Annotated in this window: 16 protein-coding genes and 1 pseudogene; all 17 read right to left on the bottom strand. The window is 54.7% G+C overall.

Annotated features, from left to right (window positions below; genetic code table 11):
- A pseudogene (locus C7433_RS12965) lies at positions 1-400 on the bottom strand (hypothetical protein); the annotation flags it as partial.
- Between the two features lie 226 nt (positions 401-626).
- Positions 627-995, bottom strand: coding sequence for a hypothetical protein (locus C7433_RS12960; RefSeq protein WP_233255780.1), 369 nt, complete (start codon positions 993-995; stop codon positions 627-629).
- A gap of 971 nt (positions 996-1,966) precedes the next feature.
- Positions 1,967-2,440: a hypothetical protein gene (locus C7433_RS12955; protein ID WP_033739283.1), complete on the bottom strand. Its 474-nt coding sequence runs from the start codon at positions 2,438-2,440 to the stop codon at positions 1,967-1,969.
- Entirely contained in the window at positions 2,437-6,825 is a 4,389-nt protein-coding gene (locus tag C7433_RS12950; RefSeq protein ID WP_110268316.1) for an RHS repeat-associated core domain-containing protein, read from the bottom strand. The genes C7433_RS12955 and C7433_RS12950 overlap by 4 nt, the downstream gene beginning before the upstream one ends.
- Positions 6,826-6,828: 3 nt before the next feature.
- Positions 6,829-7,269, bottom strand: a complete 441-nt coding sequence (locus C7433_RS12945) for a DcrB-related protein (RefSeq protein ID WP_033742127.1) — start codon at positions 7,267-7,269, stop codon at positions 6,829-6,831.
- An 11-nt stretch (positions 7,270-7,280) separates the two neighbouring features.
- Entirely contained in the window at positions 7,281-8,048 is a 768-nt protein-coding gene (locus tag C7433_RS12940; protein WP_233255779.1) for a hypothetical protein, read from the bottom strand.
- 175 nt (positions 8,049-8,223) lie between these two features.
- Positions 8,224-8,742 carry a hypothetical protein gene (locus tag C7433_RS12935; RefSeq protein ID WP_233255778.1) on the bottom strand — a complete coding sequence of 173 codons (519 nt, stop codon included), beginning with the start codon at positions 8,740-8,742 and terminating at the stop codon, positions 8,224-8,226.
- Positions 8,717-11,281 (bottom strand): type VI secretion system Vgr family protein, encoded by a 2,565-nt coding sequence (locus tag C7433_RS12930; protein ID WP_110268314.1) that lies wholly within the window; start codon positions 11,279-11,281, stop codon positions 8,717-8,719. Before C7433_RS12930 ends, C7433_RS12935 begins: the two co-directional genes overlap by 26 nt.
- An 11-nt stretch (positions 11,282-11,292) precedes the next feature.
- Positions 11,293-12,783, bottom strand: coding sequence for a serine/threonine-protein kinase (locus C7433_RS12925; RefSeq protein WP_110268313.1), 1,491 nt, complete (start codon positions 12,781-12,783; stop codon positions 11,293-11,295).
- Positions 12,784-12,812: 29 nt separating this feature from the next.
- The gene (tssH, locus tag C7433_RS12920; RefSeq protein ID WP_110268312.1) at positions 12,813-15,422 is read right to left on the bottom strand and encodes a type VI secretion system ATPase TssH; all 2,610 of its coding nucleotides are present in this window, start codon (positions 15,420-15,422) and stop codon (positions 12,813-12,815) included.
- A 55-nt stretch (positions 15,423-15,477) separates the two neighbouring features.
- A complete protein-coding gene (gene tssG, locus C7433_RS12915) occupies positions 15,478-16,524 on the bottom strand; it encodes a type VI secretion system baseplate subunit TssG (protein ID WP_110268311.1) in 1,047 nt (348 codons plus the stop codon).
- Entirely contained in the window at positions 16,521-18,398 is a 1,878-nt protein-coding gene (tssF, locus tag C7433_RS12910) for a type VI secretion system baseplate subunit TssF (RefSeq protein ID WP_033742148.1), read from the bottom strand. Before tssF ends, tssG begins: the two co-directional genes overlap by 4 nt.
- Positions 18,399-18,400: 2 nt before the next feature.
- Positions 18,401-18,976 carry a type VI secretion system baseplate subunit TssE gene (gene tssE / locus C7433_RS12905; RefSeq protein ID WP_039338225.1) on the bottom strand — a complete coding sequence of 192 codons (576 nt, stop codon included), beginning with the start codon at positions 18,974-18,976 and terminating at the stop codon, positions 18,401-18,403.
- Complete coding sequence (locus C7433_RS12900) at positions 18,966-19,793, bottom strand: type VI secretion system accessory protein TagJ (protein ID WP_110268310.1); 828 nt, start codon at positions 19,791-19,793, stop codon at positions 18,966-18,968. Before C7433_RS12900 ends, tssE begins: the two co-directional genes overlap by 11 nt.
- Positions 19,794-19,809: 16 nt before the next feature.
- Complete coding sequence (locus C7433_RS12895) at positions 19,810-20,814, bottom strand: hypothetical protein (RefSeq protein WP_054633578.1); 1,005 nt, start codon at positions 20,812-20,814, stop codon at positions 19,810-19,812.
- A 10-nt stretch (positions 20,815-20,824) separates the two neighbouring features.
- Complete coding sequence (locus C7433_RS12890) at positions 20,825-21,616, bottom strand: PP2C family serine/threonine-protein phosphatase (RefSeq protein WP_039338221.1); 792 nt, start codon at positions 21,614-21,616, stop codon at positions 20,825-20,827.
- Positions 21,613-23,469, bottom strand: a complete 1,857-nt coding sequence (gene tagH, locus C7433_RS12885) for a type VI secretion system-associated FHA domain protein TagH (RefSeq protein WP_110268309.1) — start codon at positions 23,467-23,469, stop codon at positions 21,613-21,615. Before tagH ends, C7433_RS12890 begins: the two co-directional genes overlap by 4 nt.
- Positions 23,470-23,473: the final 4 nt, after the last annotated feature.

Here is a 23,473-nt window from a genome sequence, read left to right as displayed (position 1 = left end):
GCTCATAGCTCTGGCTGTCGCTGTAGACATAAGTCAGCGGAATATCGTCGTGGATTTCCTGCAGCAGACGGTAACCTTCCCACACAAACCGCGTTGTGACAGTATGACCAGACGGCTTAACCTGTAACGATTGTTGGCAGGTTTTACTGATGCGTCGGCCCAGCGGATCGTAACGGAAGCTCACTTTGTTGCGTGGCTTATTGCGATCACGCGGCTCGCTGATGACATCCGTCAGACGATGCTCACCATCGTAACGGTAGCGCCAGCGGGTCTGGCCGTCATCCTTCTCAGTGGTGCGGCCATGGATATCGTACTGCCAGCGAATCCCGTTCAGTTCGGTCACGCGGTTATGCATGACGTGGGAAGCGGCATGGCGATCCAGCGGGTTGCCTGCACCGTCCCTGCACTAGTGCCCTTTACCAAGTTGCGCGACATCTTGGGAAAATAACTGACTAACATTTTAATATTACTGGATATTTCCTACTATCAGCATTCAGAATGATAACTTATTTGTAATTTTAGGTTTTACAGTTTTATCATTCAATTAAAACTTAAAGATTATTATGATTGATGAGCAACCATATTTTTTCTTTACAGAATCCAAAAAATTATTAGCTTCACTCCTATTAGCGTGCAGGCGCAATGCGTTCGAGTTTCCCCGAATCCTGATTGAACAAAAAATGCCAATCATTCCATCCATCCAGCTTCTCACTAAAAACACAGGCTACCAAAACTTCTTTCTCAGGGGTGATTGTTAAATAATAGAATTCTCCATTAACGGGAGAGAAAAAAGTCGATAAAACCTTTCCGGATCCGTTTATTACAGACAATCTTTTAGGCAATCTTTCCTTTTTATCGAGAACAAATAATAAGTTTCTACTGGAATCAATCAAGGACTGGTCGATGTTTGTAAAAAACATTGAAATAGTCTCTCCATTGTATCTCCACTCGACAGTTGATTCGCCAGCATTAACTTTCAGATTTTCAATTTTCACTACAAAAATCGCTCATCAAAGTTACTTTAATCGCTAAATATCAATAATCCCAACTTTAAGGATTGAATGCAAATTTCGCGTAGCGAGTTTTCCCATAGACTGTTACCCCTTCCATCTTTTCATGGTTCTTTACATTAGTAAAAATTTCTGACGCGCCGTTAGCAGCACAATGGAACCAGAAAAAATGCAAGCTTTTCAGAACAGTTTTACATAGCTCTGGCTTTCGATGTAGACGTAGCGAAATACCTTCGTGGATTTCATGCAGCATTCGGCAGCCTTGCATATAAATCGTATTATGACAGCGTTGTTAGACTGCTTACCTGTAACGATTGCTCGCGGGTTTTACTGATGCATATGGGTAGTTGTCGAGCCAGTGGCAAGTCACACATCCCTTTTTCTTTTTATAAGTACGAAAATTTAAGTTAAAACTGAGCAATATTAAGAGAGGGGGGGGGAATTAAATAGTCAATACTATAAAATCATACTATCTACAATGAACTTTAAGGGAAAATTGATAATTTTATTTAAAATCCACACAACTCCAGGATAATAAACAACTTAATTCTTAAGGAATACACCGATCAAATGAGAAATGTACCTGGATGGCTGAACTTCAGAAAAAGCAAAAAAAATCAAAAGCTTATTTTCTCCAGGGTCACATTGAGTTTCAAAATAGCTGATAGCTTCATCCGATACAGGCTCCACCTTGCTAGCCGACAAACAACTCAAGATGACTTGCAACATCATAAAAAGGGAAAGGCAAGTTTCTCATCATACTCATACTCATTAATATCCGCTACCCTGGCAAAAGCCTGAAGAACCAAGATGATGAATATTGATTAGTGGACTACCATTAATACGACACCCCCAATACTCACGAAAATCAATAATCATAAAACAGATGGTTTTATTGAGGCGAAATCCTTTCACAACTCAAAAAAACTAACAAGAAATTCAATAAAACAACCACTTCAATTCCATTCTATATATATACCGCACTCAAAAGTATTGGGGTTTGATTGAACAGCTACATTACCCCACTGGAAGCACCATACATACCCATAGGGAGGATTTTTTATCTCACCATCATAGTTTTCGGGGTATTTATTCCGAGTCCATTCATATAACCTTTTTTCTTCATCCTTCAGCATATTTAAGTCAGCTTTTTTATTCCAATCGTGAAGGCTTTGAAAATAATCGCCACTTTTGCTAATAAGATAAACACTGCTTTTAAAAGAAAAAACTGCAGGTCTGAACTCTATAGTAAATGGTTCACTATGCCAGATAATTTCTTTAGCAAAGAAACAATATTTACCGACGCATGTCAAATCATCAGATGATTGAAAAAAATGAGATTTAATGAAGGAATCGTAAGATTCAAGCTCTATCTCATTTTCATTTATCCGCAAAATTCCAGTATTTACATCTAAAGTCATTTTTTTCATATATCTATTATTTTTCCTGGTTTCAGTTTAACTCTTGCTTCTTCTGGGATATAGAATTGTAGCCCTCCACCTTTGCCGTACCGTGCGTTTGCCTCAGCGCGTCCTGTAGCAACATATATATCCTCTTTAACATAATAGGCTCTTACCTGTGAACGCATAGGGAATGCTGGATTTAACTTGATTTGCAGGGCTTCATGGTAGCCAAGTGGATCACCTTTATATTGCCTTACAGTGGGATGACTTACAGTGTATGCAGGCAATTGGTCTCCATTAGGATGTAGTGCATAGAGTATAGTTCCTTTTTTTATTACTTTATTGGTGTATACATCAATGCCTGGATAATCTCTGTTATGTGGCCCCTGCCACTTAGTCGCTTCTTTAGAAGGATTTCTACACCTACTCAACCCCCACGGATCCACCCATCCCAGCGCATTCGGCGCATACTGATAAAGGTTGATCCCCCCCGCCAGCCCTATCGGGTCATGCTGGGTAAACCGGCCACTGTCCGGATCATAATAACGGAACAAATTATAGTGAAGCCCCGTTTCCCGGTCCAGGTACTGGCCCTGCATACGCAGGTTCTGCTCTACCACCGGAATTCGCTGATTCGATTCGCGCAGCAGTTTGCCCCACGGGCTGTTCACACCTTCCCATGTCTTCTGGCCTTCAACGTCGGTTAAAAGTTCTGGCGTGCCATTCGCGGCGCAGTGGAACCAGAATATCTCCGGACTTTCCACGCCATCAATACGGGCCAGTGGCTCATAGCTCTGGCTGTCGCTGTAGACATAAGTCAGCGGAATATCGTCGTGGATTTCCTGCAGCAGACGGTAACCTTCCCACACAAACCGCGTTGTGACAGCATGACCAGACGGCTTTCCCTGTAACGATTGTTGGCAGGTTTTACTGATGCGTCGGCCCAGCGGATCGTAACGGAAGCTCACTTTGTTGCGTGGCTTATTGCGATCACGCGGCTCGCTGATGACATCCGTCAGACGATGCTCACCATCGTAACGGTAGCGCCAGCGGGTCTGGCCGTCATCCTTCTCAGTGGTGCGGCCATGGATATCGTACTGCCAGCGAATCCCGTTCAGTTCGGTCACGCGATTATGCATGACGTGGGAAGCGGCATGGCGATCCAGCGGGTTGCCTGCACCGTCCCAGCGCCAGTGTTCATTACCAGGCTGCGCGCCTTCCTGGGACAACAAACGACCAGCGTTATCGTAGTGCCATAATGTCTGGCTGAACGGATTATCGTCGCGCTCTTCACGGATCAGGTTGTTGCCGTAATCGAAGTCGCGTCGGCGGGACCAGACGCGCGGTGCAGGTCGCTGGGCTTCCCCCCTGAAAACGTCACGGCGGCGCAGTCTGCCAAGACGATCGTATTCACTGCGCGTGGTCAGACCGCCCTGCGTGCGGCTGAGTTCCCGATGCAATGTGTCACGGGTAAACTCCGTCACCGGCAGGTTGTCGAGTGCGATGCTCAGTAAATGACCGCTACCGTAGTAAAGCTGCTTCAGGTTGCGGCCATCCGGCAGGGTTAGGGCTGTGCAATTACCCAGCGCATCGTACTCCCAGGCCAGTGTGCCCTGCTCCCCCTGTTCACTCACGATGCGGCCCAGCGCATCATAGGTAAACGTAATCTCCTGCTCAGCCTGCTGGCTCCACTCGGTGTCAGACAGTGGCAGATGCTGTGACACTTTACTTAGCTGACCACCACCACGGTAGTGATAGCGCGTCTGACCTTCCGGTGTCGTGCGCGCCAGCAATTGTCCGGCTCGACTCCAGTGATAGCGATGGGTAATCGCCTGAGGATGCCCGGCGGCAAAAGTGCGTGCTAACGTGCGGCCCGCAGCATCATACTCATAACGCGTGGCCACGCCGTCCAGTCCAGTCTGGGCCAGCAGCAGTGAATCTGCGCCCCATTCGAACTGATACTGCTCGCCGTTCTCGTTTTGCAGCGCCGTTAACCGGCTACGGCTGTCCCAGCTGCGTTGAACCGTCTCACCCTGGGCATTGCGGTTCGCGATTAAGCGCCCGACGTTGTCATAGCGGAATTCACTGCGTTTGCCATCCGCTGACTCATGGGCCAGCGGCAGGCCGTTGTCACTCCAGCGCAACCGCTCTTCCCAGCCCTCTGCCCGCTCCAGCAAAACAGGACGGCCTGCTGCATCATAGTGATAACGGGTTTCTTCACCATCCGGCGCCGTCACACAACTGAGCCAACCCAGCGGATGATAGCGGTAGCGCGTCGTCAGCCCTGAGCAGTCTGTTTCACGGATGACCTGGCCTGCATCGTTGAACTCCCGACGATAGCTGTTGCCTGCCGCATCGATTTCTTCGATAACCAGCCCAAACTCATCCCGCTTATAAACAGTACTTTGCCCGAGCGCATCGACCACACGCTCAAGGCCATGATGGGGATCGTAATAGTATTTCGTTGTGGAGCCGTCTGCACCTGCAACGACCGTTGGCAGAGAACGGTGGGACAGCCATTGCACTGCCTGCACACCGCCGTCCGCATCTTTCTCTTCAACACGGTTACCAAGATCGTCATAGGTGAAGCTCACCGCATTGCCCAGCGGATCGATGCGGCGCGTCATGAGTTCGTTTTCATTCCACTCATAACGCCACTTCTCGCCCCGTTCATCAATGAAACAGGTGATAAGGCCCGCAGCATTCCAGTGGTGTTCGCGCTGTTGACCGTCATAGGTCGACACCCGCGTAATGCCTGCTTCCAGATCGTAGTGCATATGGCAGCCATCACCGGTATTGGTGCGGTTCTCGACCACACGCCAGTGATCCAGTTTCTGCCAGCGATATTCACTTTCCAGTCCGCCCGGCAGCTGATGCCAGATCATTAACCCATCGTCGTTATAACGGAAACGGCGCGAGGTAATGCCAGCCGCATCGGTGACGCTGGCAAGCTGGCCCTGTTCTGTATAGTCCCAGTGCGCTAGCGGCCAGTGCTGTTCACCATCAAAGTGACTGGCGGAGGTCGGGCGCTGGGGGTGCTGGTTGTCGCCGTAATGCAGTGTGACGTCGATGGCCAACGGTGCATCATGAATACGCACAAGACGCGCCTGCTCATCCCAGCCCATCTCCAGCGCGTTACCGTATTCGTCGCTGAGCGAAGCCAGACGCAGTACCTGAGGATTCGCCGCGGTAGGTTTATAGAGCCGCCAAACCGCACCATCATCATCGGCAATAGCGATATCGCCCATTTCATTACGGCGCACCATCAGTCCTTCACTGATGCTGTAAAGCACCTCTTTATCCCCCGGCACCGCAAAGCGCAGCTCGCGCCCGTTGTCATCAAACCAGGTTGCCTGTGCGCCATCCAGCACTAAATAGCTGTCGAACACCGTTGCCCAGCCCAGACCAAATAATCCGCTGCGCTGCGTCAGGCTGTTGTAACTACGTTGGAAACTGAGCGGAAAACGGCCAGGAAGGGAGAAATCACGTTCGGCATCATCATTGAGGACTTTGACGCCAGTCGAGGCATGAACCGGAAACAGCGACGAAAAGGCCGCATTAATCGCCATATCGGCCATCATCCCCCCGGCCGCACCGGCGAGTGCACAGGGCATGTTTTTCAGAATCTGACTAGGTCGACCGCGGATCAGGGACAGGCCGATCATCGCTAAAGCCAGCCCGGGTACTTTACCGCTTTTGATCTCTCTCACCGTCACGGTTTCACCGCCAATGATGACATTGGGTGAAACGTCGTCACTTACCGTGGCTTCGCAGGTGGTTTTGTCTTTGGCGCGAACGGCTGGCTGCCCGTTAATAAAAACCTGCTTAGAACCCTGGGCCAGATATTGCGGCGCGCCGTGTTTTTCGCAGATAACTTTGTCCTGCTCCAGCGGAGACGTTCCGGCATCGGCAGACGCAACCGTAGGCTGCCACATCGCACTGCCAAACTGGCTGGCTGCAGCGAGCAACATGCCGCCGTAATCGGCAAAGCTTTTGGGTGACTGCGGTTCCGGCGGTGGAGTTTCTCCGGATACGAGCATGCCCGCCGCACGTGCCGCGAGAAGACCGTTCACCAGAACATTTTCTGATCCGCTGGCAATCACACCAGCAGGCGAAGGAGGGAACAGCATGTTTCCCAGCCCATCGGCTACTTTAGTGATGTCCTCTGAGAGGCCAACGGCATTGGCCAGTACGCCGCCCAGAATACCACTGAGCAGGCAGCTGGAACCAATAGCGGCCACACCGGCCGCGGCCATCCCTGCACCTAACAGGGGCGCGGCGGCGGTTGCCGCCGCGCCCACCGCCGCACCGATCACGGCGTAGGCTGCGCCCTCAGCGACAATACTGGTGATATCAGCAAAAATGCTGGAGTGAATGATCTCATCGCCCACGCGGGCCGCATGGTTATCCATAGCTTATGCTTTCCGTGGATTGTTCAGACTCAGACTGTGTTTAAAACTCTTCCAGCGCTCTCCATCTTCTTCATTGAAAGGACGCATCGCGGAAAGGGTAAAAATCATGAAAATGTTGCTGTCAGGAACCTGAGTAGCCAACTGCCGCTGCCACACAGCTTGTCCATTGCGCTCGAAGGCGGTTTCAACTTCCAGCGCCTGTAGCGCGCTATCAATCCCAGCCATAACCCGTACAAACGCTGTTTGCTGAATAGCGCCCATCTGACTGCGTAATGTATCCCATTGACGCTGGAACTCCGTCTCCGCATCGCTACCTTCAGGAATGACACCACGACTCACAACGAATGCCAGCCCACTGGCCTCATCCCGCAAAATATTCATGGTGGTGTCCTGCCACGCAGCAGGAAACAGCGCAAATGCGCCTTCATTGAACTGATAATTCATAGGGTGTCCGTTTATTGATTGGGTGTGGCTGACGTATTCAGGCTTCGATATGTGCCATCGGCATCATCGGCGTTAGTAAGTATTTGAGTGTTGTCACGCGCCACTTTAATGTCGAAAAGACGAGGAGAGATATCCGGATCGCCGCCACAACTGACGTCATGGTTGTCTTCGCGAACCGTAATGATAAAGAAACTTTTATCACTGCTGTCGTCAACATCATACCTGAGACATTGATCGCTGAGTGTTGTCAGGTGATAACTATGAATGGCTTCTGTTGCCGCGCTGACAGCCTGGTCTGCGCTGATGTCATGCAGCCTGGCACTCATAGTGGTATTCAACATGATATGGCTGACCTTTTGCTGGTCAATTTCGAACATCAACTGTTTCTCACCCAGCTTGTAGATAAGCCAGTGTTGATTATCGCTGTCACTTTCTTTGCCTGGGCCATAGGCTTGCCGGACCTGTTCCACGCTATCGCCCACCACAATATTGCGAGCCGTCGGCACGCTGGCAGCGTCCACAAGAATCTCCGCCAGAATGGTATGGCTGGCATTTCCCACCGCCGTTGCGCTGAACAACGCAAAGCCGTCATAGCTGTGTTGGAAATAGTTGTATCGCTGTTCATCAATGACCACTTCTCCGGCCACAACCGAGCTCAAGGCTTTGCCCGCACGGACGAAGCTCTGATTGTTCCATGCGTCACCAGGGGTAAAAGCGTAGTCGTTGAGTAGGACAGAGAAATCGTCGTTGCTCAGTGGCGGTACTGCTTCTGTCGACACCGTATTTGCCAGACTTAAAACAGGCGTGAAAAAAAACGCCAGTGTCAAAAATAACCTGATTAACGTCATATATTTTCTGATGAGAGAGGAACATTCAAAGCCAGATAATCGCACAAAGAGGTGACAATTGCTGCTGAGCTTTGTACCAGACCATCATTGTCAGTAAGCCGTTCCTTTACTCTTCAGAAGTAATAATCACTCTGCTCAGGCAGTCTGGATTTTTAGCCGTAAATGAAAAGGTGATGACCTGGCCATTGGCATCGGGAGGTGATGTGTAGCTGGTTAGCTCATTTTCAGACTGACCACGCGGGTAATCCGTTAAACGGATAGTCTGATAATGGTTTTTGATCTCATTTAGCGTAATGCACTTCCCTTGCGGCGAAAAACTCAGAAAAGGTGCCATTCCGTCAGGGCTTTTACTCAGTCGCAACTCAATATCGTTAATCAGTAACGCATCGTTAAGCCTGATCCCGTCAGCCCGGTAAAAATTGATATATTCATTCTGACCTTTTAATTTAAACGCCAGTGGGGCATTGTGAATAGCTTGTACAGATAAACTCTTCACACTGGAACGCATTTGCGCGACAAAACTCCATATATCATTTGCTTGCATCTTTGCTTCCACTAATCCGCTTATAAAAAAACCTGCCAGTAACATGACTGATAGCTTACTTTGCCGGGTAATTTTTATCATACCAACCCCCATAATAATCCTCGTATAGCTCCTTCGTCGTGGAGGTTCTCTCACCTTTTCCGAATATACGCCCGATCTTCATCCTCGCGTCACTCTCAGTGATGTCACCTTTTTCCAAGGAGTCGAAGATAGCATTGTAATCTTTCTGATTCGCTGTATTGCCTGCTATGCCGATGTCCTCACCGTGATTAGCAATGATCTCGCGCTGTACACGAATATTATTTAGTGTGGCTGCGCCCTCATCACTGAGTGTGCTGTTCAGGTAATTATCCTTAGAACTCAGATCAATATTGGGTTTATAAAGTGCATGTCCACTTTCATGCGACAGCGACTGTACGACTTTAGCAGCATCATTCATGTTGCTTTTATCGACAGTGATGATACGACCTTGACGATCCGCAAACGTCCCTTTCCCCGCCTCACCCTCTTTGAAAACCCATCCACGCTTTTTCAGGGTGGTGATGTCCTGTTTCATGGTAGGTGACTTCTCAACCAAACTGTCTACATCTTTGCCATAACCACTGAAAGAGGGCGTTTGCACGTTAGCGGGGGTAACGGCATTATTTGAAGCGTCGGCAGGTGCGCTTGCTAAAGCACCTGCCTTACCCGGCTTTCCCGGCGTAAATTTCTCCTGAACAGCCGCGCTGATATCGCCTTTGTGTCCCGACCCCGGCGCAGAGGTGCCCGGTTGCGCGCCTTCGGTGTTCAGATTCAGTTTTCCACCTGTGGTGATATTGCCGTCCTTCTCGACGAAGAAATTAAAATCTTTTCCGATAAGATTGATAGTGCCATTTGCATTCAGTTCGATGGCACTTTCGCCCGAGACAAGGCGTAGCTGGGTCCCCGACGCCAGAACATATTGCTCGACTACAGCATCAACTTTACCTTTACCGGTCAAAATCTCAGTGTCGCCTTTAACAGCCTGTACCTGATTGACTTCAACACGATGTAACTCACTTTTAGCGACATAGTGACTTCGTTCCCCACCAACAGTATGCGTTTCATCATTTTTGATGTTGGTGTCCATATTCTTCTGCGCCTGAAGCCATACCTGCTCCTCACCCGCCTTATCCTCAAAGCGCAATGCGTTAGCGGTGTCCGCCGTGCCGTCTTTCGATCGGCTCAGAAAACCCATCTGTGTGGCGGCAGCGGGCAGTGCCCACGGCGGCATACTGGCCTCATTGTAAACCCGCCCGATAATCAATGGACGGTCGGGATCGCCGTTGATGAAATCCACCACCACTTCATCGTTGACGCGCGGGATCTGCACCCCGCCAAACCCCTGGCCTGCCCAGGCGCTCGACACGCGCACCCAGCATGAACTCGTGTCGTCACCCTTCGCCAGACGGTCCCAGTGAAACTTCACCTTCACCCGGCCGTATTTGTCCGTCCAGATGCTCTCGCCCTTCGGCCCCACCACCCTGGCCGTCTGCGGGCCGTGCGTCTTCGGCCACCGTGTTTCCGGGCGCGCACGGAAGGTCACCGCGGCAGGCAGCACCGTGAAGTCGATGTTGTGGCGCGTGGCACCCACGTCGCCGCTGGCGTAGCTGTTCTCTTCAAAGTCATAGTACGCCGACGTCACCAGGTATTTGCCGTTGTCGCTGAAGTGCGGCGCGTTCAGCAGCGCAAAGGTGTAGCCCGGCGCGATACCCGTCGCCGTTCCGCTTCCGCTCACCTCGTGGTGCTCTGCCTGCCACACCTCCTGGCGGACGCGCGCGTAGTATTCGCCGTGACCGTGCTCGACAAAGTGGCCAGGCCAGTCGTACACGTCCACTGAACCCGGCGTCGGCGACACCGGATTCTGGCGCGCCTGCAGCATCCACGCGTTTGGCTTGCGGAAGTCGTAGTCGTCGGTGCTGTAGATGCCCGGCGTCACGCTCTCCGCCAGCGCCCACTGGCTCACGCCCTCCTCCGTCACGCTGCCGCCCGACGGCGTCACGTGGTACGCGATTGTCTCGTAGCCCGGGAACGGCTGATGCTGGTCCGGCGCGTCGCACAGCACCAGCGTGTGCTTGTCCGCCTCGTGGCGGAAGAAGTAGTAAATGCCCTCCAGCTCCATCAGCCGGCTGATGAAGTCGAAGCTGCTCTCCTGATACTGCACACAGTATTCCCACACCCGGTAGCTGCCCGCCAGGCGCGTCTCCACGTTTACCGCATACTCCTTCAGCAGCGTCTGCACAATCTGCGGCACCGTCTGGCTCTGGAAGATGCGCAGGTTGCGATCGCGCTTCATCGGCCACAGGTCCGGCTCCACCGTCAGCCCGTAGACCGCATAGCGCACACCGCCCAGCTCCTCGCTGCGCACTCCTATCCGGGTGATTTTGCCGTTGATATAGCGCGGGTTCAGCGCGCTCATCAGGCCGTCCGTCGGCAGCGTGAAGGTGACCGGTTTACCCAGCAGCGACTGGCGGTCAATGCGCGCGTCCGTGGAAAGCAGCTCCGCTTCCAGCACGAACGATTCAGACAGCGCCTCGCGGCCGCTCAGACGACGAAACAGCAGTCCCTGCGCGGGAAGTTGTACAGTAATACGTGAAAACATAGACATACCTGTTAAATATGAGGATCAAGTAACCAGACGCCTTCCTGATTAATCGTCAACGTCTGTTCGCGTTCGCCGCTTTGACCTGTCACTGAAAACGTGTAATTGCCTGGTGCCAGTTGCAGTGCGGCAAATCCATTGGCTGCCGGTACAACCGCCTGCGGCTGGCCGTTCACCTCAACGCGCTCGCCGGGCTGTAATTTGATATACACCTGCGCGACGGGCGCAGGCGGCGGTGCCACCGGCTCCTGCGCTTTTTCCGGTTGGGCCTGGACAGTCTGCGTTTGTGCTGGCGCCGTCTGGGTTTGAGCCGGTGTGACAGAGGGCTCCGTCGGTGCCTGCGATGCGGAGGAAGCTGCCGGGGCCGTTTCCGTCTGCGCAACGTCAGCCGGTTCAGCGTCCTGTTTGTCGCCGCCCGCCATCAGTAAACCTGCACACACGCCCACCAGCACGCCCGCCGCGACCAGCCCCGGTAACGCAAAGCGGTTACGCATCAGTTTCTTCAGCAGTGTGGCCGGTGCAGCGGCCTCGTCGTTTTCTTCTACCGGCACCAGCATCGTGCCCGGCCCGGTGTTTTTCACTTCCGGCAGCGGTTCGGGCGCTTTTTCTGGCAGCACCAGGGAGGCCGCAAAGGCGTCAATGCTTTGCGGACGATCTTCCGGTTTCAGGGCCAGCGCGCGATCGACTGCCGCCAGCAAGGTCTGGCTGTAGCCGGCCGGTGCACGCTGAACCAGCGGTTGATAATTATCTTCAATACTGCGTACCACGCTCACCGGCGGCGGTGCGCCAGTGATTAGCGTGTGCAGTACGGCACCCAGCGCATAGATATCGGTCCACGCGCCCTGTTCACTTTCATCGTTGTCGCTGTATTGCTCAATCGGCGCATAACCCGGACGCAGCATGGTTTCGCTTTCATCCGAAAGGTTACCGATGGTTTTGCGCGCGGAGCCGAAATCCAGTAGCACCGGATCGCCGTTACTCTGAATCTGGATGTTATCCAGCGAGATATCCCGATGCAGATAACCCGCATCATGGATGGTCTTAATCGCACCCAGCAGGGGCGGCAGCAGGCGACGAATCCAGTTCTCATCGATCAGCTGCGGATTGCGCTCACGCAGGGCTGACAGTGTGGTCCCGCTGTAAAACACCGTGCCCATGTAGGCGGTGTCGTTTTGCACCCAAAAGCGCAGTACATGCAGCAGATTAGGATGGTTAAAACGCGCCAGCAGACGGGCTTCCTGAATAAAACTGTTCAGGCCGGCATGGAACGTCTTGCTGAACCGTTCACTGCGCAGTACCAGATTCAGATCGTCGCTGCGCACAGCCAGTGAGGACGGCATAAACTCCTTGATGGCGATATCGCGTTCCAGCTGGTGATCCCACGCGCGATAGACGATGCCAAAGCCACCGCCGCCGATGACTTCCTTGATTTCAAACTCATTGAACCGGTAACCAATCGGTAGCGCATTGGGTACAGTCTGGTGATTATCGTGTTCCGACATATTCGAACGCTCTCTGATAACGAACGGCTTTAGACAGCAAACCGGCAAACAAACTCGCCCTGCTCACAGCTAACCTGCACACGACGATAACGTTCGTCACGGGCATGGGCGCTGAGCAGTATCTGGCTCATTTGCGGCAACAGGGTATTGGTCAGGATGGCGTCGACCATGCGACCGCCAGACTCCACTTCCGTACAACGCTGCACGATCTGGCTGACCACCGAATCGTCAATAACGGCCTCAATACCGTGATTCTCTTCCAGCCGACGGACAATGCGTCCCAGCTGAAGTTTAACAATCTCCGCCAGCATCTCATCACTCAGCGGATAATACGGTACCACCAGCAGACGGCCCAACAGCGCAGGCGGGAAAACCTCCAGCAACGGTTTACGTAACGCGGTGCTGAGAGCCTCTGGCTCCGGCATCAGTTCCGGATCGGCGCACAGAGCGCTGATCAGTTCTGTACCGACGTTGGAGGTCAGAATAATGATGGTATTACGGAAATCGATATGACGGCCTTCCCCGTCTTCCATCCAGCCCTTATCAAACACCTGGAAGAACAGCTCATGCACGTCAGGATGGGCTTTTTCAATCTCATCCAGCAGTACCACGCTGTAAGGGCGACGGCGGACGGCTTCCGTCAGTACGCCCCCTTCCCCGTAACCGACGTAGCCCGGAGGCGCACCTTTCAGGGTTGATACGGTGTGCGCTTCCTGGAACTCGCTCATGTTGATGGTGATAATGTTCTGTTCACCACCGTAAAGCGACTCAGCCAGCGCCAGCGCGGTTTCGGTTTTGCCCACGCCCGACGGGCCGCAGAGCATAAACACACCGACCGGTTTGTTGGGATTATCCAGACGGGCGCGCGAGGTGCGGACGCGTTTGGCAATCAGATCCAGACCGTGGCGCTGACCAATCACGCGCTGGTTCAGCGTATCGGCCAGATTCAGCACGGCGTCGATTTCGTTCTTCACCATGCGGCCCAGTGGGATACCGGTCCAGTCAGATACCACCGCTGCGACCACACTGGCATCCACGGCGGCAAACAGCAGGGGCGCTTCACCCTGGACCGCCTGCAGCTTCTGCCGGGTGTGATCCAGCGCCTCACGCAGCGAGGCTTCTCCTTCCGTTACGCAGCGGGCACGGAGTGCAATCAACTCTTCGACCAGTTCGCGCTCCTGCTGCCAGCGGGCGTCCAGCGCATCACGCTCGGCCTCCAGTGCGCTGCGCTGCGCGGCAATGGCGGCCTGACGGGTTTCATCGCCCAGCCCGACCTTCGCTTCGCGTTCCGCGATGTCTGCTTCAATGTCCAGCGCCGCCAGGCGGTGCAGACAATCTTCCAGCGCAGGCGGCTGAGCGCCCTGGCTGACGGCCACGCGGGCGCAGGCGGTATCCAGTAACGCCACGGCTTTATCCGGCGACTGACGGGCAGGAATGTAGCGGTGAGACAGCTTTACGGCGGCGCTGACGGCTTCATCCAGGAGCAGTACCTGGTGATGTTTCTCCAGAGCACTGACGGTGCTGCGCAGCATCAGGATCGCTTTCGCTTCATCCGGCTCCTGCACCTGCACGGTCTGGAAACGGCGGGTTAACGCGGGATCTTTCTCAATGTATTTTTTGTATTCGGCCCAGGTGGTTGCGCCAATCGTGCGCAGCTGGCCACGGGCCAGGGCGGGTTTTAACAGGTTGGCGGCATCGCCTGTGCCCTGTTGTCCACCCGCGCCTACCAGTGTATGAATTTCATCAATAAACAGCACAATCGGCGTGGGACTGGATTGCACCTCGTTGATCAACGCCTGTAAGCGCGCTTCAAATTCGCCTTTCATGCCCGCACCAGCCTGTAGCATACCGATATCCAGCAGCCACAGCTGTACGTCGCGCAGCGGTGCAGGTACGTCACCGGCCGCGATGCGCAGCGCCAGCCCTTCTACCACCGCCGTTTTTCCCACGCCGGCTTCACCGGTGAGTAACGGGTTGTTCTGGCGGCGGCGCATCAGAATATCCACCATCTGGCGGATCTCTTCATCACGGCCGGCGACCGGATCGATTTTTCCGTCCCGTGCGCGGGCCGTCAGATCCTGTGCATACTGCGACAGCGTACTGGTGCCCGCTGCCGCTGGCGCGGCGGCCTCACCGGCAGGCGGCACAACGGCCTGCTGAACCTCCTTGCTGTTCGCCAGCAAGGTATCAAACTGCGCCAGTAACGCATCGGCATTGATACGCGAAAACTGCGGCGAGATGCCTTTCAGCACGCTGGCCAGATTAAAGGTTTTCAACATCCCGATGAGAAGATGCCCGCCGCGAATGCGGTTCGCGCCGTATTTCAGCGACGCATAAACCCAGGCGCGTTCAACGGCGCTGTCGATGTGTTCTGCGAGATCGGATACCGCACTGGCGCCGCGCGGCAGGCGGTCCAGGGCAGCGACGATATCCCGCGTCAGCGCGTTTTCATCCAGTGAAAAGTGCTTAATCACCTGCTGAAGATCGCCATCCTGCTGCTGCATGAGCTGATGCAGCCAGTGCACCAGCTCCACGTAGGGGTTGCCACGCAGTTTGCAGAAGGCGGTCGCACTCTCAAGCGAGGTAAATAACAGCGTATCCAGTTTGCCAAATAGTACGGCACGGCTGATTTCTGACATATCGGTTCTCTTTAATGAAAGAAGCGGCTAAATATCGGGGAAAGCGGTTGCGCCGTTACGGCATGGCCTCAACCTCAAAAGCAAAATCTTCACGATCTATGGGCTGCGGTTGCTGTCCAAGCCAACTGGTATAGCCCAGCCGCGCCTCACCGCCCAGGGTTACCCCTTTCACGGCGTCGGCCGCCAGGATCAGGCTGAGATCCCACTGCATCTCAATCCCTAAATAGTGACGTACCCAGTCGCGCACTTCGCACGCGCCCTGAGCATGGGGTAAAAAACGTTCATACTGCTCGGCACTGAGTGGCCCGATGCGCAGGCGGAAGCGATGCTGCACATCACGCACGGCCACGCCAAGGAAAGCGGACTCACCCAGCCGCGGCATGTGGCGTCCTGCTGACAACCGCGCCTGATCGCGGCTGTCCAGCGCTAACCATTGCGGCACGTTCTGCTGCAACATCACCGGCACACCAAAGTAATGACGCAGAATCCGCACCAGGCCTTCGGCATCATGACCGTGACGGCTGAGGTGGCCGGACAGCATCAGGCGCGCATGCAGGCTGAGCGAACTGGCTTGTTGCTGAGCCGGTAAGCCAATGCCTGCCACGCAGGCCAGGTAATCCTGAAAGCGTCGGTCATCACGGCGATCCAGCGAGCTGGTGGGCTGAGCATTCGCCCAGGCCCGGTAAAACAGCAAGGTGGCGCGATGGTGGAACAGATCGGCAAAGGCGCTCAGGCTGTGATCCTGGTGGTGATCGATGCGGCCACGAACGTATTCCGTTAAGTGCGTCGGTAACGGGCCGTTAGGGCCGAACAAGCCAAAGCTGTAGATGGACACGTCATAACGGTCGTCCTGCTCGCGCGGTTTAACCTGTGACACGGTGGACGGTGCAAAGGCCAGCGAAGGGGTTTGTCCGATGCGCACGGCTTCAAATTTTGGCAGCGGCGCTTTACCTAAGGCATAACGCTGACCGCTCTGGGCATCCAGCTTACGCAACAGCTGAAACAGGTCGTAGCGCCAGGGGGCGGCCATGACCGCCTGCCAGAAATCATCGGGCAGGCGAACGGCCCGCTGTAAGGGAATGATGTGCGCCGTTTCACTCATAGCAGCGCCTTTTTACCCATGCGCGGTGGCCAGTAGCCCACTTCGCCGCGCTGCTGGCTGCTCAGGGTGAATTCGGTAAAGCTGTTCAGCGCCACGAGGCGAGAGAAGACGCGCTCCAGTACGCTGCCAAACAGCCACGGACTGGCACCTGAAAAAGCCTGTTCATCGACTTCCAGCGCGATGCTCACGCCGCGTGCAAAGACCACCGGGCCCGGTTCCGGTACGCGACGGTGCACGGCTTTCAGGTTGCAGTGCCGTATGCCGTCGATCTGGCGCGTTAGCGGCGTTTCCGCCAGGCTCGCATACAGACTCAACATCTGGCGCAAGGCCGCCGCGCCTTCCCCCTCACTGCTGTCCATCAGGCTGAGATAGTTCATCTGCAGATGACTGATTAACCGCCAGGCTGACAGCCCTTCTGCCAGCGCGGGACGTGGCGGCGTGGGCCCTTTGCATAAGGTAAGCTGCCCGACCGGAATTGAGTCGGGCATAACAAAGTTGCCCTGTTCCTGCTGTAACAGCATTAACGGCAGATCGCGGCTGGTACACATCACCTCGGCAGACAGGTAGCGGATATCGCTGTTCCACGGCGTGTGGTTTTGATCGACCAACGACAAAAATACTTCAGAGCCGATATAGCCTGTGCGGGTGCCATAGCGCAGCGCATGTTCGGACAGTGTGCGCTGTTCGCGACGCAGCGAGAAATAGGCGCCGTAATCGCCGCCATCGTGGCTGAAGGTGCTCCAGAAGGGACGGAAAATCTGCTCTTCACGCTGCCCTTCCACCGAGGCAAACAGCCGCTTCACCGAATGAATTTCATAGTCCAGTGGGCGGATGTTATCGACAACCAGATGATATTCATGCTGGCTGTCACTGACTTTGAGTCGCTCAGCCGTTTTCGGGAACAGGTTGATCACCGGCGTGCAGTGCAGCGCCAGGTGCGTATTGTCGACCACGCTTTCCAGCGCGGCATCGGCTTTATCCAGCAGGATAACGATGTCAAAAGACTGTGTGTTGTCGCAGCGGCGCAAAAACGGCGCGAGCTGGCGCAGGCTGACAAACTGGAAACGTGCCGGGAAAGCGAAATATTCCTGTAGCAGACGATAGCCATCGAAATTACGCAGGTCATCCGGCAGCAGCGCCTGATCCGGCGAAAAGCCTTCCTGCTCCAGCGCATCGTCTGGCAGCGACTGGCGCTGTGGTTTTGCTTCCACGGACTGCAAAATAATGCCGCTACGATGCTGCATCAGCAGCTCCATCAGCTTGAGCGCCTGAATATCCGGGCCGCTGAGGAAAAACATAATGTCGTCCAGACTGAGCTGGCTCAGCGAGGAAATGCCTTCGCAGGTCATACGGATGCGCAGTGCACTGGACGCCCCGGACGATCCGCGTGCCTTCAGTTCTCCCAGCGGAATATCCGCCGGTACGCCCCCCAGGGAGACATCGCTGATGCGCAGCGGCTGCAGCATCACATCATGTGCCGTGCTGTAGCTGCAGGTGACACCGGTTTTTTTCAGGTTCTGGCTTTCCATCATCGTGCCGCGCGGCACTAAAAAACCATTGCTGATATCGCCTTTCCGGCTGTCCGGCGTCAGTTGCGCGATGGCCATGGACGGCGTGGGAGACAGATAGCCGGGCGCCACCATTTCCAGCATGCGCTGCGAAAAGCGCGGGAACTCCGCATCCATCTTTAGCTGCACACGGGAGGTCAGGAAAGCAAAACCTTCCATCAGCCGCTCGACATAGGGATCGGCAACGTCAATACCGCGCATCCCGAGCCGTCCGGCGACTTTCGGATACTGCGCAGCAAATTCCGCGCCCATCTCACGCAGATAGGCCAGTTCACGGTTGTAATAATCGAGCAGCTTGCTGTCCATGATTAACCTGCATCCTGTAGTTCAAAATGGCCGCTCTCTAAATCCACCTGAGTGCGGAACAGAAACTCCAGCGGGTAAGGTACGCACCATAACCGGCCTTTAATCTCGATCGACAAAACGTTGTGCAGGCTGAGGGAGGTCAGATCGCTGACACAGCGCACCTGCAGGCCCTGCGGTATAATACGCGGTTCGAAATGCAGGATGGCATCGGTCATTTTCCGCTGCATATCCTGCCACTCAATGTCAGAAATATTCTGCCCGGCCAGCGGCGCGACGCCAAAGTTCAGCACAGAGCGCTGTACCTCATTCAACCCGCTAAGATCGTGCTGTGCTTCATTGTTAATGGTGTTGAACAGCCACTGAAGATCGCGCAGTACATTGCGTCGCAGCGTGCTGTGGGTAATCACCGAACTGTTGCCCGATTCTGTCGCTTTCTCGGGTGCATCATCCGTCAGTCTGTCCAGCAGCGATGACTGAAGCTTATCGCGCGCGGTCAGCGTTTCGCGATTTTTACGCGAACGATAGCCGCCATGCAGCTGTGAATAGCCGTCACCGGATGAATTGTCGTTACGACTCATGAGGTAACTCAGTTTCGTTGAAAATCATCTGTTGCAGCGTCAGTAAGGGAAAGTCTGCCTCGTCACTGAGCCACATTTTTTGTCCGTGCCCAATGAACTGCCCTTCGTCACCGTCCAGTGCCTGCCATTCTGTGATGCTGGCACGCAGGAAGCGTTCGTCTGCGCCTTCCTGAAGAGGATAACGAACCGGGATCTGACAGATTTGCTCACTGCCATCCACCAGTTGCAAACGCGTATGACGCCAGACCAGATCCGTCACGCTTGCTGGTGCCTGGAATTCCATTTCCGCGATCGCCGCAAACGGAATCCAGTAATAGCGACCATTAGCAATCGCTTCACAGATCGGTCCAAAGCGACTGTCGCCGTCCATCAGCCAGGCGAACGGGCTTTCGCCCTCCTGCGCAACGGCACGACCGGCACTCGCTTCTGCGCTGTCCAGCGCCTGAGCACGCAGTGTCGCCCCTGCTACGCTATCCCCGGCGATATCGGCTTTTAACGCGGCCAGCATCAGATTGCACCAGGGCCAGGCACTGCCAGGCAACTGGGGATCGGCCTCGCCGCGCAGGACAGCCTCACGTAATACTTCGCCCGCAATTGCCTGTTGCAGCAAGGTAACGGTGGGCTGCGCCTGCGGCAGCATCGCCAGCCAGGATTTCAGTTGTGTCTGTGCCCGCTTCCAGTTACCGGCAAGGCACAACAGCTGGACGAAGGCAGCCCGTAAATCGGCATCCGCAGGGTTTGCCTGGATTTGCGCGGTAATGCTGGCCAGGTTTTCTGCCAGAGAGGCGTTAGCCAGACGCTGTTGTAAAGAATCCATTCAAACTCCTTATGCCTTAATTGATGGTGCGATAGACGGCGGCGGCCGGATCTTTCAGTTCCGGATGGAGTTTTTCCACCAACTGCACTTTGATTGAGGCAGGGCTGCTCAGCCAGGGTGACCAGGTTTTCCGCACTTCCTGCAGGCGCGCCCGCAGGGCATTTTCATCTGCGGCTTCGCTGGCAGGCATCGCCACAACGACCTGATTCACCGCCTGCCAGCCGTTGAGTTGTGGGCTGAACGGCAGCACCAGCCAGCTGTCTGGCGATTTTTCATCACTCAGCACCATGCGCTCGCTGTTGACCGTGGTAATCGTCAGCTCATCAAGCTGTTGTTTGTCGCTCAGGCCCGCCACCGGGAAACCCTGTAAGAAGCTGACAGAGACGGGTTTGCTCTGGCCCTTGCCCACTTCCGTTAAGGTACTGTGACCGCTCAGCCAGCCATCTTTGCCACAGGTCACGCCCTGCTTAGCGGGCACGAAGACGGCACTTGACTGTGCGGGCTGATGCCACCAGGTCCGGAAATGACAGCCATCCAGCAAACTGAACTGCAGCCATGGCGTGGTATCGGCGGGTGGAGAATTCAGCACGACCGGCGCGGCGGGTTGCGTCTGCGTCACCGGTGCCTGCTGCTGTGCAGTGGCAGCTGAAGCAGGTTGGGAGGTTGCCGGCGGTGTAATAACCACTTTCCACTGCTGCGCTTTTGCCGCACTGCCGTTACCCAGTTGGGCACCTTCGGTATCGGTTAATGTCCAGTGCAGTTGTTGCAGCGGCTTACATTGCGAGCCCATTAATCCGGCGACACGCGGCAGAAAATCATTTAATACTGAAGGATCTTTATCCCCGTGCGTCACAATGCGCAGGTTCACCGTGCTCTTACACCAGCTTGCGAGCTGGTTATCTTTAACATCATCAATCCAGACATCCAGTTTCTGAGTTGGCGACTGCACAATGCGATAGTTCTCAGCAAAGGCATGGGTACTCAACAGCATTGCAGCCAGGCCCACTAATCCATATTTCATGTTGGCGTTCTCAATCTCGAAGAGGGAAAAACTGCGCCGCATCTGACAGCGAGTGCAATAAAGTGGTGTCTTCCGGGGAACCTACCCAGACAGCCATGGCGCTGAAGTTGTCCTGCTGACCACCCTGCGGTTGGCTGTTTTTGATAATTTGTTGCATCAGGGTCAGCCACTCTTCTGGCGTGTTCACCATATGCAACGATTGCTGCATTTGTTCCAGCGTGACGCCATGCCAGAAGCCGTCCGTGCACAGCAGAAAGGCGTCGCCGTCTTCAATAGGCACCACGTCGCTATAGCTGGCATCACGCTGTTCATCGCCCATGCCGAGGGCGAAATAAAGCAGGTTACTGTTGATGCCTTCGGTCTGATGACCGGCATCTTTCATTTGCTGCACCAGGCTGTGATCGGTGGTGACATGATAGAGATAGCCTCGGCGAAACAGATACAGGCGGCTGTCGCCTGCGTGGGCCCAGTAAGCCAGCTCATAGTCTCTGTCGATAAACAAACTCACCAGCGTGGTGCCCATGCGACTGTGCTGACTGTTGGCTTTTTGCTGTTGCCGGATTGCGTCGTTGGCATAATTGACGTAATCGCGGATAGTTTGCGCATCCAGGTGCGCATTGCCATCGAAGGCTTCCATCAGGCTGCTGCGCGCAATTTTCGCTGCCACATCACCGCCAGGAAACCCTGCCACACCATCGCACACCACAAAGCAGGCCGAACGTTCACCGATGCGCTCACCGGTTTGATCCTGATTGGTGGCGCGGTCGCCCTGATTCGACGTGGAAGCAGTAGAGATATTCATGCGTCATCCGTGTGGGTTTGTGAGTCTTTATACTGATTTACTTCCATGTCGTACGCGTGCAAGAAGGCTTCGCCAAACAAGGTATGGAAGTCATCTTCGATTTCACCGGCGGTTTCGCCATAGCGCTGAACAAAATGTTCCCACAGCGCGGCTTTGCGATTACCGAGCAGACCAATGCGTGAGATTGATCCGTTCTGACGCGCCTCTTCTTCCAGCTGATCGGGATTAAACGATTGCAGCATGGAGGCGATAATCGCACGAATACCGGCAATCATACCCAACTGATGGGCCTGCAAATCAATCAGCGCATCGCGTACCGCCTGACGTGGTGGCATAAAGCCTGGCATGCGGCTTCCAAACATCTGCATCAGCACGGTTTTGCCCGAGGGCAACAGTTTAAACGGGTTATTCGCGTCGTCGAGAATAACCGTCATATCCGCCTTCACGCCGCGTTTCAAAATTGAGCGCGACGAGAGCAGCGCGACCGTTCCCTGTGAAAACATGCTCAGCATCTGGCCAAATTGCCGCATCTGCTCACGGTCGAATTGCGGGGTTGGTTGCAGATCCTGCAGACCCATGCCTTCGAGCAGCGCATCCAGCAATTCACCTTTCAACGCATCACCGCTACTGCTGTTTCCTGTCGTCTGCTCTGCCCCACCGTTATTGTTGTGCGAGGCAACCGGATCAATACGCAGTCGTCCTTTTGGCGTCGGCGAAGGCGCACGCTGAACCGCCTGCGGCGTCGGTAACGTAATGCCACCGTAATCAATGGGACTCTGCGCCCCTTCAGGCTGCGCAGGCTCCGGCTCGGTTTCGAATACGGGATCGTGAGTGGGCTGCGTTTCAGTGTGATCAAACAGCGGTGAGCTGCTTAACTCGGCCAGCTCAACCGGCGCGCTGTCACGCGGTTCGGGAGCAGGCTCAGGCGTTTGCGAATGCGGGGCCGGTTTCTGAGGGGCTGGCCGTGCTTCAGGTTGTGTAACCGGCACCTCAGGTTGCGCCAGCGGTACCGCGCCGCTCATCATTAATCCAAGGGGATCGTCATGATGACGTGGGTCGGGCGTACTCTGACTGCCAAACAGATTCAGGGGATCCAGATCGCCCGATGGCGCCTCGACTTTCGGTTGTCCCTGAGCATTTTGCTGGGCTGATAAGGTGCTCGGCGTACGATCATCAAAGATGCTTTCCTGCGCAAAGAGCACATCGCCTTCATCAAACAGACTGCTGTTTTTAGGCTGTTGCCCGATATCCAGCGGCTTATCGCTGATCAACTGTGCCAGCGGATCTTCCGGATTACGGTTCGCCGCCGTCGAGGTTAACGGATTGGCATCTGGCATATCGGGGGCCGGCGTTTTACGCTTCGACAAATCATCCGAAATGGAAAACTCTTTTGCCAGGCTGTCCCAGATTTCACTCGGAATGGCCGCCGTACTTGCTGTGGCAGTGACTGGTGCGGCGACCGGTGGCGCATCGTTCATGACCGGCGCTTTAGCTGGTGCAGCCATCACGACAGGCGACGGCTGGGGTTGCTGTTCACCGTTAAGATCGTTAACCAGCAGGCGGTAGTCATCAATACCCAGCACGTCGCCGTCCTGCAATTCCACCTGGCGTCCCCGCTCCAGTGGGATATCGTTTAACAGCACGCGCGTCACGTTACCGCGATTCGTCAGGCGGCATTCACCTTCAGCAGTGATATGCACAATCGCCTGCAGGCGGGAAATCGTGCGATCGTCGTCGGGCAGTACCAGATTGTTATCCACGCCACGACCAATTGTGCCGCCGGGAGGAAGAAAATCAAAACTGGTTTGCGGCGGTTGATGGCCGGGTTTAGCGGTTATTATCGTAAAGCGCATCACG

This window comes from Pantoea sp. PNA 03-3, from assembly GCF_003201175.1.
Classification (GTDB): domain Bacteria; phylum Pseudomonadota; class Gammaproteobacteria; order Enterobacterales; family Enterobacteriaceae; genus Pantoea; species Pantoea stewartii.
This window is presented reverse-complemented; position numbering and strand designations above follow the sequence as displayed.